12 protein-coding genes are annotated in these 14,823 nt (G+C 48.6%); 9 read left to right on the top strand and 3 right to left on the bottom strand.

Translation table 11 applies throughout. From position 1 onward, the window contains the following. Positions 1-368 precede the first annotated feature (368 nt). Genes K0H59_RS17070 through nqrF form a run of 6 tightly spaced genes read left to right on the top strand, consistent with a single transcriptional unit; the run spans position 369 to position 6,241 of the window. The gene (locus K0H59_RS17070; RefSeq protein ID WP_220053799.1) at positions 369-1,739 is read left to right on the top strand and encodes a Na(+)-translocating NADH-quinone reductase subunit A; all 1,371 of its coding nucleotides are present in this window, start codon (positions 369-371) and stop codon (positions 1,737-1,739) included. Further along, entirely contained in the window at positions 1,739-2,953 is a 1,215-nt protein-coding gene (locus K0H59_RS17065; protein ID WP_220053798.1) for an NADH:ubiquinone reductase (Na(+)-transporting) subunit B, read from the top strand. The genes K0H59_RS17070 and K0H59_RS17065 overlap by 1 nt, the downstream gene beginning before the upstream one ends. Next, on the top strand, positions 2,943-3,737 hold the full coding sequence (locus K0H59_RS17060) for a Na(+)-translocating NADH-quinone reductase subunit C (RefSeq protein WP_220053797.1): 795 nt from the start codon (positions 2,943-2,945) through the stop codon (positions 3,735-3,737). Before K0H59_RS17065 ends, K0H59_RS17060 begins: the two co-directional genes overlap by 11 nt. After that, complete coding sequence (locus tag K0H59_RS17055; protein ID WP_011071186.1) at positions 3,734-4,354, top strand: NADH:ubiquinone reductase (Na(+)-transporting) subunit D; 621 nt, start codon at positions 3,734-3,736, stop codon at positions 4,352-4,354. Before K0H59_RS17060 ends, K0H59_RS17055 begins: the two co-directional genes overlap by 4 nt. 9 nt (positions 4,355-4,363) lie before the next feature. Continuing rightward, on the top strand, positions 4,364-4,972 hold the full coding sequence (gene nqrE / locus K0H59_RS17050; RefSeq protein ID WP_011621548.1) for an NADH:ubiquinone reductase (Na(+)-transporting) subunit E: 609 nt from the start codon (positions 4,364-4,366) through the stop codon (positions 4,970-4,972). Between the two features lie 51 nt (positions 4,973-5,023). Next, positions 5,024-6,241: an NADH:ubiquinone reductase (Na(+)-transporting) subunit F gene (gene nqrF, locus K0H59_RS17045; RefSeq protein ID WP_220053796.1), complete on the top strand. Its 1,218-nt coding sequence runs from the start codon at positions 5,024-5,026 to the stop codon at positions 6,239-6,241. 66 nt (positions 6,242-6,307) lie between these two features. Here nqrF and K0H59_RS17040 read toward each other — a convergent pair whose 3' ends face one another. After that, positions 6,308-6,703 (bottom strand): hypothetical protein, encoded by a 396-nt coding sequence (locus tag K0H59_RS17040; protein WP_086903758.1) that lies wholly within the window; start codon positions 6,701-6,703, stop codon positions 6,308-6,310. A gap of 523 nt (positions 6,704-7,226) precedes the next feature. Between K0H59_RS17040 and K0H59_RS17035 the strand changes: the two genes are divergently transcribed. Continuing rightward, positions 7,227-8,420 carry a serine hydrolase gene (locus tag K0H59_RS17035; protein WP_220053795.1) on the top strand — a complete coding sequence of 398 codons (1,194 nt, stop codon included), beginning with the start codon at positions 7,227-7,229 and terminating at the stop codon, positions 8,418-8,420. Positions 8,421-8,642: 222 nt separating this feature from the next. Here K0H59_RS17035 and K0H59_RS17030 read toward each other — a convergent pair whose 3' ends face one another. Both K0H59_RS17030 and yjjX read right to left on the bottom strand, forming a co-directional pair. Beyond that, on the bottom strand, positions 8,643-9,623 hold the full coding sequence (locus K0H59_RS17030) for a GNAT family N-acetyltransferase (RefSeq protein ID WP_258405854.1): 981 nt from the start codon (positions 9,621-9,623) through the stop codon (positions 8,643-8,645). Between the two features lie 107 nt (positions 9,624-9,730). Beyond that, positions 9,731-10,270, bottom strand: coding sequence for an inosine/xanthosine triphosphatase (gene yjjX, locus K0H59_RS17025; RefSeq protein ID WP_220053793.1), 540 nt, complete (start codon positions 10,268-10,270; stop codon positions 9,731-9,733). 256 nt (positions 10,271-10,526) lie between these two features. Between yjjX and K0H59_RS17020 the strand changes: the two genes are divergently transcribed. Continuing rightward, positions 10,527-13,094, top strand: a complete 2,568-nt coding sequence (locus K0H59_RS17020; RefSeq protein ID WP_220053792.1) for an acylase — start codon at positions 10,527-10,529, stop codon at positions 13,092-13,094. 431 nt (positions 13,095-13,525) lie between these two features. Continuing rightward, positions 13,526-14,818 (top strand): serine/threonine transporter, encoded by a 1,293-nt coding sequence (locus tag K0H59_RS17015; RefSeq protein WP_011718165.1) that lies wholly within the window; start codon positions 13,526-13,528, stop codon positions 14,816-14,818. Positions 14,819-14,823: the final 5 nt, after the last annotated feature.

The following is a 14,823-nucleotide window of genomic DNA, read 5'->3' as shown; positions in this document are numbered from 1 at the left end:
TAACCAATGCCTAAAAGCCGGGCGTTGCAGCAGGATTGCGGGGCGCGCAGATTGGATTGCACATGAATTCATCACTGACTCAAGGTTTTGAACCTTTGTGTTAATTCTGGGCTGAAAGGGGAGATTTTTGTCAGTTTTTATCTAGTTAAGTCAAAACTAAATCAGAAATGCAGGAATTATGAATTATTTGTTATAAAACTACATTTGCAACTTTAGGCTGTAATCGATGTGAATCTATGTCACAAAATGGCGCGAATTTACGTATATTACTTACGAAATTGCGGCGGAATGTGACGCCAATATCGGATTATCTGTTAACAAACATCTACCCTAAATTTATCTAAAAATTTTCATGGTTGATATTTGTGATGGCAGATTTTTCAAACCAAGTTATAACGATCAAAAAAGGCCTCGACTTGCCGATTTCGGGTGAGCCTAGGCAGATCATCGAACCCGGTAACAGGCCATCCCAAGTGGCTCTGTTGGGTGAGGAGTATGTTGGCTTAAAACCGACGATGTTGGTGGAAGTCGGCGATAAGGTCAAAAAAGGCCAACCTTTGTTTGAAGATAAAAAAACAAAGGGCGTGCTATTTACCGCTCCCGCCAGTGGTGAGATTGTTGCGATTCACCGTGGTGAACGTCGGGTGTTGCAATCCGTGGTGATCCGCTGCAATGGCTTAGACGCCGATGAGCAGATCCGTTTCGATATCCACACCGATTTACAGGCACTATCTGCGGATGTGGTGAAAGCGCAACTGGTTAAGAGTGGCCTGTGGACGGCGCTGCGTACCCGTCCTTTCTCCCGAGTTCCCGCACTCGATAGCAAACCCGCAGGCATTTTTGTGACGGCTATGGATACCAATCCTCTCGCCGCCGATCCTCGTTTGATTATTGCCGAGCAGCGCGATGCCTTTAAGGCCGGCTTAGCGGTACTGAGTCATTTAACCGAGGGCAAGGTTTACCTCTGCCAAGACAAAGACGAAGCCTTAGTCGGTGCTGATTTGCCTAAGGTTGAAGTGCGCCGTTTTACTGGGGTGCATCCTGCTGGATTAGCTGGGACTCACATTCACTTTACTTTGCCCGTCAGCATTGAGCGTCAGGTGTGGCATATCGGCTATCAAGACGTTATCGCCTACGGCAAGCTGTTCCAAACCGGTGAACTCTATACCGACCGCGTGGTGGCGCTGGGTGGCCCGAGCGTGCTTAACCCGCGTTTACTGCGCACTCAGTTAGGGGCAGAGCTGAGCGCCTTAGTGGCCGACGAAGTTAAACCCGGTAACAACCGTGTGGTATCAGGCTCAGTGTTATCAGGCCATACCGCGAGGGGCGTGCATGACTTTTTAGGTCGCTTCCACAACCAAGTATCTGTGCTCGCCGAAGATGCGCAGCACCAAGTATTGCCTTGGGTCCGTGGCGGTTCGGACAAGTTCTCTATCACCCGTGCGGTGACTTCCCGTTTATTTGGCCTGACCAAGTCCTTTGAATTTACTACGCATCAAGGCGGCTCTCACCGCGCCATGATGGCCTTTGGTCAGCTCGATCGCGTTATGCCATTAGATATTTTACCCACTCTGCTAGTGCGTGACTTAGTGGTACGAGATACCGACGAGGCGCAGGCCTTAGGCGCATTGGAGTTAGATGAAGAAGATTTAGCCCTGTGTACCTTTGTGTGCCCCGGCAAGTATGACTTCGGTAAAGAGTTACGTGCCTGTCTAGATGTTATCGAGAGGGAAGGTTAATGACGACACAACCTAAAAAACCTGATTTACAGGAAGACTACTACGCCACGGGGAAATCGATGAAGGGCTTTGTGCGCTCATTGGTGATCGCCAGTGGTCGCAGCACTAAGGGACAAGTACACGTACGTGACGCCATTGACGTAAAACGTACCATGACCTTAGTGGGCCTTTGTTTATTACCCGCCATTTTATTTGGCTTATATAACGTAGGTTTACAGGCACAGCTCGCACTAGCAAGCGGCTTAACGACGCCTGAAACCTGGAAACTCGCGCTATTTAACGCCGTAAGCGGTGGCTTAAGTGCCGAGACAGGTGTGATTGGCCTGTTCCTCTATGGCTTAAGTTTTTATCTGCCGATTTACTTAACGGCCTTGCTGACCAGCCTGTTTTGGGAAGTGGTGTTTGCCAAGGTGCGTCGCCAAGAATTGCACGAAGGCTTCTTCGTCACAGCCTTGTTATTTACGCTGATTTTACCTGTTTCGATTCCACTTTGGTTGGTAGTGATGGGGATTAGCTTTGGGGTGGTGATTGCCAAAGAGCTGTTTGGTGGCATGGGATACAACTTCCTTAACCCCGCATTAGCTGGTTTGGCGTTTATCTATTTTGCCTATCCTTCTGAAGTATCAACCGTTAAGCAACTGGTTGCCGTGGATGGTTTTTCTGGCGCGACAGCTTTAGCGCAAGCCGCTGCGGGTAAGCTGCAATTTGCCGATTACGCTTGGTACAGCGCCTTTAGCGATCCTAACTGGTGGAATAATTTCTTCGGCTTTACCGTGGGCGCGATTGGTGAAACCAGTACGCTTGCTGTGTTGCTCGGTGGGTTATTACTGCTTATCACCCGTTTAGCCGACTGGCGCATTGTGGTGGGTGTGATGCTGGGCATGATTGCCACTGCAACCTTGTTCAATGTTATTGGTTCAAGCACTAACCAGATGATGGCAATGCCTTGGACATGGCACTTAGTCACGGGCGGCTTTGCTATCGCGATGATGTTTATGGCGACCGATCCGGTAACGACCTCTTATACCCGCCAAGGCAAGTTTGCCTACGGCGCGCTGATTGGTTTTATGACAATCCTTATCCGTGTGGCTAACCCCAAAATGCCAGAAGGCGTGATGTTAGCCATCCTGTTCGCGAACCTGTGGGCGCCGCTGTTCGATTATCTGGTGGCCCGTGCCAACATCAAAAGGAGAGTAAAACGTCATGGTATTTAAGAAAGATACTGTGGTGGGGACCATGATCTTCACCATCACGCTCTGCCTTTTGTGCTCCTTTATGATCACCGGCACCGCAGGCGTATTGAAAGAGCGTAAGCTCGCAAAAAAACGCGATGAGTTACAACGTTATGTGTTGATGGCGGCCGATGTGAATATTGGCCAAGGCAATGAGTTTAGAGATATTTTTGCTAAATCCGTTAAGCCATTATTGATTAATCTCGACACAGGCAAAGTGGACTCTGATGCCAATGTACTCGACTTTGACGAGCGCATGGCGGCGATTAACCCAGAAACCTCAAGCGCCCCTAAAAAGGATATCGCCAAAATCAAGACCCGCGCCAACGATGCCCGTGTGTTTAAGGTGTTCGATGATAGCGGCAAGTTATCCAGCGTGGTCGTGCCTTTCTATGGTAAAGGACTGTGGTCGATGATCTACGGTTACGTGGCCGTTGAGCCTGACTTTAATACTATTAAAGGCATGGTGGTTTACGAGCACGGTGAAACCCCAGGTATCGGTGACTTTGTGACTGACCCACATTGGTTATCCCTGTGGAAGGGTAAACAACTCTTTGATGAAAAAGGTAAGTTTGCGATGCGCCTCGTGAAAGGCGGTGCCAAAGAGGGGGATGTGCACGGTGTTGATGCTGTGAGTGGCGCGACTATGACTGGCCGTGGCGTGCAGCGCGCAATGGAGTTTTGGTTTGGCGTTGAGGGGTTCCAAACCTTCTTCAACCAATTAAAAGCATCGGCTGAGCAAGGTGAGTTGGGAGGTGCAAAATGAGCAACAGTTTATCCATGCGGGACATGCTAGCAGGCCCTGTATTTGCCAATAACCCAGTGGCGATGCAAGTGCTGGGCGTATGTTCGGCGCTGGCGGTGAGCAACTCCATGCAGACGGCCGTGGTGATGACACTGGCGGTAACCTTCGTTCTGGTGTTCTCTAACCTTATCATCTCCGCCATTCGCAACTTTATCCCTAACAGTGTGCGGATTATTGCCCAGATGACGGTCATTGCCTCCTTGGTGATTATTGTCGATATGGTGTTGCAGGATGTGGCTTACGAGCTGTCTAAGCAACTATCTGTATTCGTTGGGTTAATCATCACTAACTGTATCATCATGGGCCGCGCAGAAGCCTTTGCGATGAAGTATCCACCTCACTTAGCCGTGGTCGATGCCGTGGGGAACGCGGCGGGTTATGGCTTGGTGCTGATCAGTGTGGCCTTTGTGCGTGAGCTGTTAGGCACGGGCAATCTGTTTGGTCATAGCGTGTTGACTACGGTTGAAAACGGCGGCTGGTACTTACCTAACGAGATGTTTAAGTTGCCACCAAGCGCCTTCTTCCTGATTGGCCTGCTGATCTGGAGCATTAACGTGATCCAGCGTAAACGCGGTTAAGGAGCGGATATGGAACACTATATTAATCTGTTTTTACAGGCCACATTCTTAGACAACATGGCGCTGTCGTTCTTCCTCGGTATGTGTACCTTCTTAGCCGTGTCTAAAAAGGTGTCGACCGCCTTCGGCTTAGGCGTTGCGGTTATCGTGGTGATGACCTTAGCCGTGCCCTTAAACCAACTGATCTATGTGAAGGTGTTAGCACCGGGCGCATTGGCGTGGGCGGGCATGCCTGGCATCGACTTAAGTTACCTGCAACTGATCACCTTTATCGGTGTGATTGCGGCCTTAGTGCAAATCCTTGAAATGTTTTTAGATAAATACATTCCAAGCCTGTATGACTCCCTCGGGATCTTCCTGCCACTGCTCACCGTAAACTGCGCGATTTTTGCCGGGGTGATCTTTATGGCTAACCGTGATTACAACTTTGCCGAATCGGCAGTGTTTGCCATGGGCTCGGGCACAGGTTGGGCGCTGGCGATTGTGATGCTGGCAGGGCTGCGTGAGCGGATGAAGTTTCATGCGATTCCTGAAGGCTTGCAGGGGATTGGTATCACCTTTATTACCACAGGGTTGATGGCACTTGGCTTTATGTCTTTCTCGGGGATCTCGCTGTAACGCGTGGCTGAGAAAGTGAAACCGCATTCTGTTTAGAAAAAGGGTTATCGAATGGAAATGGCAATAGGTATAGGCATGTTCACCTTAGTGGTGTGCCTACTGGTGATAGTAATCCTTATCGCCAAAAAGAAATTAGTGACTACCGGTGAGATCACTATCGGGATTAACGACGATGCCGAGAAAAGCATTAAAGTTGCCGCGGGTGATAAACTGCTTGGCGCCTTAGCGAGCAAGAATATTTTTATTCCCTCGGCCTGTGGTGGCGGTGGTACCTGCGGCCAGTGCCGGGTGAAAGTCAAATCGGGCGGTGGTGATATTCTGCCAACAGAACAAGGGCATATCACTAAAAAAGAAGCCAAAGAAGGCTGTCGTCTCGCTTGCCAAGTGGCGGTGAAAACCGATATGGAACTTGAGCTAGAGGAAGAAATCTTCGGCGTGAAGAAGTGGCAATGTGAGGTGATCTCAAACGATAACAAGGCCACGTTTATCAAAGAGTTACTGCTAAAGCTGCCCGAAGGTGAAGACGTGCACTTTAAGGCGGGTGGCTATATTCAAATTGAAGCGCCAGCCCATGTGGTGAAGTACGCCGATTTTGATATTCCGGCTAAGTACCGCGACGATTGGGAAAAATACGGCCTGTTCGACTTAGTCTCCACCGTGAATGAAGATGTGCTGCGCGCCTATTCGATGGCGAACTATCCCGATGAAAAGGGTCGCATTATGCTTAACGTGCGGATTGCCACGCCACCATCGGCCAATGTGCCACCGGGTAAGATGTCTTCTTACATCTTTAATCTCAAGGCGGGGGATAAGGTGACCATTTCTGGCCCATTCGGTGAGTTTTTTGTGAAGGATACCGATGCAGAAATGGTATTTATCGGCGGTGGTGCGGGCATGGCACCGATGCGCTCACATATTTTCGATCAGCTAAAGAGTAAAAAGACCAAGCGTCAGATGAGCTTCTGGTACGGTGCTCGTTCGACCCGTGAGGTGTTTTACCAACAAGATTTCGATGCATTAGCGGCTGAAAATGACAACTTTGTCTGGCATGTGGCGCTGTCGGAGCCGCTACCTGAGGATAACTGGACGGGTTACACAGGCTTTATCCATAATGTGATTTACGAAAATTACCTTAAACATCATAAGGCACCAGAGGATTGCGAGTACTACATGTGTGGTCCTCCAATCATGAACTCCTCGGTGATCCGTATGCTCGAAAGCCTAGGGGTTGAGCCTGAAAATATCCTGCTCGATGACTTTGGTGATTAAGCAGTAAGTGGAATAGAAAATCGCGTTAGGCACAGCTAGTACAGCTGAGTCTAACGCGATTTTTGTTTATTGCTTATTAGCGTTTTTATGTTCAAAGCCTCTAACAATGACGTATGCGATAAGTGCAAATATAAATACGATAAGGTACATCCATGCAATACTTTGTAATGTTTCAATAATCGTCCTATAAATCTCAATAGTCCAACGTTCTAGTGTTAGCTGAAGAATCTCTACATCTTTATGTCGAGCGGTAATATAACGCTCTAAATCATAAATCCTAACGCCACCTGAAATGCCCACAACATATGTGGCAAAAATGATGTATTTTTGCCAAGCGGCACTGATTGAATCTTGAATAATTCGAGAAAATATTTCGCCCAATGGTTTTTTGAAAATTGAAACAACCAGAAATGAAACGGTTATAGATAGTGCAAAGGTAATAAACAGTAATGTAAAAAACATGCTCTCTCCTTAGAACAGATATTTAAACCGAAAACTTTGCCAGCCATTTAAAATCAACAACATAATCTGCTTTAGGTTTGCGTTCAAGCAAATAGCTAAAAAGACAGGACAAGCATGGATCTTTGGGGATTAATAGTTTGTACTGTTGCTACTGGAGTTCACCTTCCCTGCGAAGTCGCCGCGGGACGTTGGAATAAATTGCGTGAGTCCGGTCATGGATGACTGGCTAGCTTTCGGGGTACAGGATGTACCATCGGAAGCGATAGCAATTTATCCATAAGACCAAGGCTAGTAATCAATGCATGTAACTTCGCTAGGGGCGTCTTGGAGCATCCAAGGAGGATAGGACGAGCAGTCCTCCTTGGTCGGGTGTGGGGTGAAGCCCCACGACTTTGACTTTGCTTTTAAAAACTCAGCCTAGGATGTCATTGCTAATTCCAAACACAGCACTACTAAAAAAACTTGTGATAAGCTGGCCGCTTTCTAATCTGGCAGTATTTGCTAATTAAGTTAAGGATAACCCATGCGTTTGAGTGTTATCGGCTCCCTGCTATCGGGGTTGTTATTACTCCCAAGTGCCAATAGTGTTGGTGAGTCGTTTGAAACTGCGATTGTGTCGGAAAGCGTGCAAGGCGGTCAGTCAGTTAAGCTTGAAAGCCAAACTGCATCCTCGGAATCTAAGCTTGGGGAGATTAAGAGCTTAATCCAAGCGGCGATAATAGATTCGCCGCAGCCATTTAGTGGTAGCGTTATTCTGCTTGAAGAGGGGAAACCACTGCTTGAATTACAAAAGGGCGAAGGTATCAACCAAGATTCGCGCTTTGTGATGGCATCGCTCTCTAAACAAATTACTGCAATCTTGATATTACAGGCGGTTGATGCGGGGAAACTCGATTTAAATCAAACGCTAAATCATTACCTTTTTGGCGATCTTGACGCGGAATCTAAGGCGCTAAAAGCCATTGATGCGAATGCCAATGCGGGGGCTTTGAATCCCAACCGTTATGATGAGCGCATTACTTTGCACCAACTGCTGAACCATACATCGGGTGTCGATAAACTGGGTAAGCACAATCGGTTCGTTCCTGGTAACCAGTTTGAATATTCCAATTTGGGTTATTCATTGTTGGGACAAGTACTTGAGAAGGTGAATCATCAATCCTTTACCGAGCAGGTGGTACAATTTGCTGCGCGATACCAACTTAATGGCCTAAGTGCTGAGCTTGGCAGTATTGAGGCGATTCATGCCAAAGTGCCTAGCTTGGCGGTGGGATTGCAGGAAGGCGAAGTGATTGCCCCTTCTGAGCTGGTGATTGATGAAGCGTTATTGCCCGCAGGGGGATTGATTGCCTCGCCAGCCACTTATGCCGCCTTTCAGCAGCAATTACATGCTGGTAAGTTGTTAAGCCCTGAAAGTTATCAACGGATGACCACTGCCTATATCGAGCTGCCATTTTTATGGCCGAATATGCGCTACGGTTATGGGATAAGGATCAATAAGGACAATGACTTAGTCGAATATAGTCATACGGGTTATGTCTCGGGTTATATGTCGATGACGCTGCATTATCCCGAATATAATCTGGACTTAGTCATGCTGGAAAATCTCTCCTTAAACCTTAACGACCGTAACCGGGTATTTGAACTGCATAATCAAATACGTCAAATCATTCGTAGTCATTTGCTGCTGACGACATCATCTCTGCATAAGGTTTAAGTCTTACCACTGTGTCGACTTAATAGCCGTGAAGTTGGCGGGAGTACCGCCAACGCTTTGTTGACTCTGATGTAACCGCTAACGCTATGACTTCGAAAGAATAAGGCTCCACGATTTGTTAATTGGAGCCTTATTCTGGTTTCTTTCGTTGGATGGGTCGCTTTGTATTACCAAAAAGGGGTTCTTAGTCGCGCCTTAACTGCCGCAAATATTGGCACAAGGCTATTCATTCAGTTCGGCGTGCAGTGGCAATAGCATTGGGATCTCGCAGGCGTCGTGGCCAGTATTGCCAAGTGGTGTGCTCAAGTAGTTAAACCCTAAGTGTTCGTAGAGTTTTAGGGCTTCTTTGAGTAATGCGGTGGTTTCGAGATAGCAGCTTTGATAACCCGATTCACGGGCGAACTCGAGGGCCTGCAGCGCTAAGCGCTTGGCTAAGCCTTTACCGCGGATCTCGGGCATAAAGTACATCTTTTGCAGTTCACAAATGCCTGCATTATTAGCCAGTGGCGCAATCCCTGCGCCGCCAACGACTTGGCCTTCATGTTCTATCACCCAGTATTTGGCGCCCGGCTGCGAATAGATTTGGCTTAAACAATCTAAGGTTGGGTCAGCCACGCTATAGCCTTTATCTGCAGTTAAACCATATTCGGCGGAAACCGCGCGGATCACTTGGGCAATGGCGGCATCATCGGCGGCGGTCGCTTCACGGATAAGGCAACCCGATTGTTGTTTGGCTTTGTGTATGGCTTGGTTGTATTGCATTAGGGCTTGCTCGATTTGTTGGATTTGGTCAGGGGTAAGCTGCGCTAAAATTTCTTGAAAGAGTTGATTCTGTTGGATATCTAACTTCGCGAGCAGCTTTTTACCCGCAGTCGTGAGTTGCGCGACAAGGCAACGATTATCCCGTGGATGCATTTGACTCTGGGCGAGGTTTTTATCGACTAAGTGTTTGATTGCTCGGCTGGCATTGGATTTATCTATGCTCAGCTTACAGGCGAGTTCCTTAATGGTTTGCGGTTGATTGCCTATCTCAAACAAGGCGTGGGCCTGTACTGGGGACAGAGGTAAATCGCCAAAGGCCGCATTGAGCATGCCTAAGTGTCTGACCATATAGCGGGAAAGGTGTCTCAGTTGGCTAGATGAGCCGGGATCATTTGCCATAGTCGGATTGAATGCCATCAGGGTTAACCAAAGTTGAGCCATGCAAGCACTTGTGCGGGCAGGCTGTGGCTCAGTTCGAATCATTTAGTTGCAAGTTACAACGAAATTAGCGGGCTTTGCTCGGCTTTGCAATATTTCATTAACAAAATTTAAGGGTAAAGCTCAGGATTTAAAAAGGGCGCCATGGCGAGGATAATCGCTTGGGTATAATTGCTCTCACGGGTGGCGTGGCCGTGGGTGAGTAGGCCTATCGCGCCGCCTTTTTGTTTGATGTTGACCGTATTAAACAGTCTATCCATCACATGACCCAACTCTTCACCCGCCTCAAGTGCTTGATAAACCTGCATAGGTAGTGGCAACAGGGCGCCTCGGCCAATGCTCAAACGAGCTTGGTGGGCAATCGCAATGTAGGCGAAGGTCGCAGGACCGAACTCGAAACAATCGACGCCGCCTTCCATCGCAAAGTAATAATCCGCTTCAGCATGTTGTTGGCAGTAGTTAACGCGATTGACTGCACCTTGGCGGGTGTCGCTATCTGTCATGGGCTGCGCGGGGACGCCTGAGGGCGCATCCATGCCTTGAGTTTGGATCTCATAGTCGGGGAAGAGCTGCGCCATGGCATGGGCCGCCGCGTTTATTTTGACGGGGTTTTTCGAACCGACGATCACTTTGATAATGTTTTGTTGCATATAAGTTATTTATTTTGGTTTTTAATGTGGACGCTCGTTTGAATCATTGCTTAAATGGTCGGAGGTGTCTCGCCTCTGGGTTTTCTATTTTGCCATATTCATCGCCTTGGCTCAGTAAAAAAGCGAATGCATGGGGAGCAAATAGCCAGAGTCGAGCATCAGGAAGCGACATACGACTATTGCTCCTTCAGTCAATTAGCTGATTTAAGCAGTAAAGCTATGTCATTGAAGGAACTAAAATTAAGAGATAATAATAATGAAATTCAACAAACTCATGATCGCGATGGGGATGGCCTGCGGCGTTATGCTCACAGGCTGTAACGACAGCGAAGATAGCACTCCACCTACCGAACCTGAAACCCAACTACAAACCTTTGCTCCCAACGGCTTACTCAAAGCCAATATTCGTCGAACTACCTACGGTGTGCCCCATATCCAAGCCGATAACCTAGAAAGCTTAGGTTTTGGTAGCGGTTACGCGCAGGCGCAGGACAACCTCTGCGTGCTCGCCGATGGTTTTATTAAGGCCAACTCTCAACGCTCTATGTACTTTGGCCCCCATGCGTCGATTGATTTCACCACAGGGCAGCCCACCGCCGAAGACAATGGCAACTTAATCTCCGACTTTGCCTATAAAGCCTTAAAAATCCGTGAGCAAGCCGAAGCCAAATGGCCGCAGTTTAGCGAGCGTTCTCGTGCATTAATCCAAGGTTTTACCGCAGGTTATAACCAATACCTTGCCGATGTTGAGGCGGGTAAACAAACTGCCGAGCCTTTCTGTGGCGGTCAGCCGTGGGTGAAGCCCATAGTGCCAGAGGATGTGGTTACTTATCTGTTTTCCATCGCCCTTTTACCCGGCGCGGCTAACTTCCTCGATTTGATTTTCTACGCTAACCCTGGGGATGGGCAGGAGTATATGCCGCGCATCGTCGGGCCTGCACCAAGCCAAGAACAAACCGCGTTTGTCAGCGATATGCAGTCTAAGTTGCTTGCCCGTGCGGCGCGCATTACCACCCCCGAGACCAATCCGAGGGATTTAGGCTCTAACGGTTGGGGTCTGGGTAAAGACAAGACTGAAAATGGTCGCGGCATGGTGCTAGGTAATCCGCATTTCCCACATACGGGCAACCTGCGCTTCTGGCAATCACACATTACCATCCCTGGCCAATTGGATATGATGGGCGGCTCGCTGGTGGGTATGCCAGGCCCTATCAACATCGGGTTTAACAAAGACTTAGCTTGGACTCATACCTTCTCTACCGCTGAACATTTTGTGATGTATAACCTCGAGCTGGTCTCTGGCGACAGATTGCAGTATCTGTTCGATGGGCAGCCGATGCCGATCAATAAAGAGACTGTGTCTATCCTAGTGAACGCAGGCCCCGCTGGCATGTTAGTGGCAGAAAAGGATATTTACACCACGGCAAAAGGACCTATGGTCGAGGCGCCGCCTTCGCTCGCGCCTTTTGGTTGGGACGATGGCAGTGCCTTTATGATCCAAGATGCCAACATGGCGACGATGGATCCGGTCGATCATTGGCTCGCCATGAACTTAGCGACCAATAAAGACGAATTCCAACAAGCCTTTAAAGACTACGACGGGGTGATTTTCAACAACACTATGTATGCCGATAAAGAGGGCAACGCCTTCTATATCGACGACTCGACCGTGCCCGGTTTATCCGAGGCCGCCGTGGTAGTGCTAAAGACTTCGCCCGATATTAAGGCGGCAAAAGAGCAAGCAGGCTTTACCATTCTGCCGGGGAATACTTCGTTATTTAGCTTTAGTGGCCCCACGCCCTATGAGCGTGCGCCTAAGCTTGAGCGCAGCGACTTTGTGCAAAACTCCAATGACTCCTTCTGGTCTACCAACTTAAATGAGCCACTGACTTACTTCTCGCCCATGTATGGTCCAGAAGCAGGGCAATTATCGCTGCGTACCCGTATGGGCTTAACCCTGATGCAGGATGCGGCGGGCAGTGATGGCAAGTTCAATCTGGAAGAGCTCGAAGCCGCGGTATTGTCGAATCGCAGTTATTTAGCTGAGTTGGTATTGCCGGATTTGATTGCCCAATGTGAGGCGCAGGGCAGTACGCCTGTAGTGGTATCTGCGAGTTTATCTAAGGATCTCACCTCTGCCTGTGCAGCGCTCAAAGCCTGGAACGGTAAGCAAGATAACGACAGTAAAGGCGGCGCCTTACTGCGTGAGTTTGCCCATCAGTTCAGCCAAAAAACCATGTTGACCAAGGAATTCGACCCCGCGAATGCGGCGACCACGCCTAATACGCTTACCACAGACGGTAGCGCATTAGTGGCGCTTGCCCATGCGGCCTTGAATCTTGAAGCCGCGGGTTTTGCCTTAGATGCACCATTAGGTGATGTGCAGTTTGTCGAGAAGTCACTCCCCGATGGCACAGTCAGCGGCGCGCGTTTACCTTGGCCTGGCAGCCATAACGCGGAAGGTGGATTCAACGTGTTTTCGACGAGCTTATCGGGAGATGACACTCTGATCCCGCAGCATAAGTACGCACCTTTGATGGACGTTGTTACGGGTAAGGCGATGACCTCAGGCATGACGGCCAAGGGTTACCAAGTGCGTTACGGCTCAAGTTGGATGATGGCGGTCAGCTTTACCGATGAGGGCCCTGTCGCACGCGGCATACTTACCTATTCGGAGTCGAGCAATATTCTGTCGCCTTCCTTTACCGACCAAAGCAATCTGTATTCCAGCAGTAAGACTTTCCGTCCTTTACTGTTTAAGGAAGCCGATATCGCCCCTGCGGTGATTTCGACGACAGAGCTGACGCTGCAAAAAGCCCTGTAATGGCTGAGTTGTCGTGAATAGATGGGCTCACTTAGGTGGGCCTTTTTTATTGCTCAGAGCTCGCTGTTTCAAAATGTAAAAATTTAACAATTTGCACAGTGATCTCGATCAAGCTTTTATAGGGCTTAATTGAAGCTGGTCGCATTTAATGCATTTTTGCGACTTGATGCGGTTTTGTGGTTTTTATCGACAAACTGGCCGTGTCAACGCTTAGGTGCAGGGGTGAATTAACTGTACGTTATTGGTGTTTTGTGTGATCTTTTTGCTGCGATATTGAAAATTTATTACGTAAATTCATGGATCTAGATCGCAAACTCAGTTTTATTTGAAATTTCATTACTTAAAATGGTGTTAGATCAACTTTTGCTTAAGCTTTTTCGCTATCCTTACGCCGAATTTTTTATGCGGTATCACCGTAAGGTAATTTTAATATGCAAAAAGATGCGATAAGTGTTCTCGAAACACCTCAAAGCACGCAAGAAAGCACAACAAGACACTTACCATGGACGCGCCAAGACACCACTTGGATGCTAAGTTTATTCGGCACCGCTGTGGGGGCGGGCATTCTATTTCTTCCTATCAATGCGGGCATGGGCGGTTTTTGGCCATTAGTCTTGATGGCCATCATCATCGGCCCAATGACCTATCTCGCCCACCGCGGCCTGTCACGTTTCGTATGTTCATCGAGTATTCCCGGCAGTGACATTACCCAAGTAGTTGAAGAACACTTTGGGATTGGCGCGGGCAAGGCGATTACGCTGCTGTATTTCTTAGCGATTTATCCCATTGTGCTGATCTACGGTGTGGGGATCACTAACACAGTTGACAGCTTTATCGTCAACCAGTTGGGCATGGCCTCACCACCACGTTTCCTGCTGTCTGGCGTGTTGATTTTCGGCATGATGGCCGTGATGGTTGCTGGTGAGCAATTTATGCTGAAAGTGACTCAGCTGCTGGTCTATCCGCTGGTGGGCATTTTGGCCTTTATGTCCATCTATCTGATCCCAGAGTGGAAAATGGATGCGCTGCAAGTCGTGCCAGACACCGGCGCCTTTTTAGGTACTGTATGGTTAACCATTCCTGTATTGGTGTTTGCCTTTAACCATTCTCCGGCGATTTCGCAATTTTCGGTTTCCCTTAAGCGTGACCACGGCGTCAACGCGGCCCGTAAGGCCGATGTGATCCTGCGTAATACCTCGATGATGTTAGTCGGCTTTGTGATGTTATTCGTGTTCTCCTGCGTGTTATCGCTGTCGCCAGAACAGTTGGCCGAAGCGAAGGCGAAGAACCTGCCGATTTTATCTTACCTTGCGAACGTGCATGACAGTGGTTTTGTCAGCTATTTCGGGCCATTCATTGCGTTTGTGGCGATTGTGTCTTCTTTCTTTGGCCACTATATGGGCGCGACTGAGGGCATGAAGGGCATTATCGTTAAGCAGCTGCGCTCAAGTAACAAGCAAATCAGTGAGAACAAGCTGAACAAGTTTATCTTAGTGTTTATGTTTGCCACGATTTGGGCCGTTGCGATTAAAAACCCAAGTATTTTGGGGATGATTGAGGCGCTGGGCGGCCCGATTATTGCGGCGATTTTGTACTTAATGCCAATGTATGCCGTGTATAAAGTACCGGCGCTGAAGGCTTACCGTAACCGCATCAGCAACGTGTTTGTGATTATCGCGGGCCTGCTGGCGATGACGGCTATTCTGTTTGGCTTGTTAAGCTAAGCTTG

The organism is Shewanella sp. FJAT-51649 (genome assembly GCF_019457435.1).
GTDB classification, from domain to species: domain Bacteria; phylum Pseudomonadota; class Gammaproteobacteria; order Enterobacterales; family Shewanellaceae; genus Shewanella; species Shewanella mangrovisoli.
The sequence above is the reverse complement of the archived record's forward strand: the minus strand, read 5'-3'. Positions and strand labels throughout refer to the sequence as shown.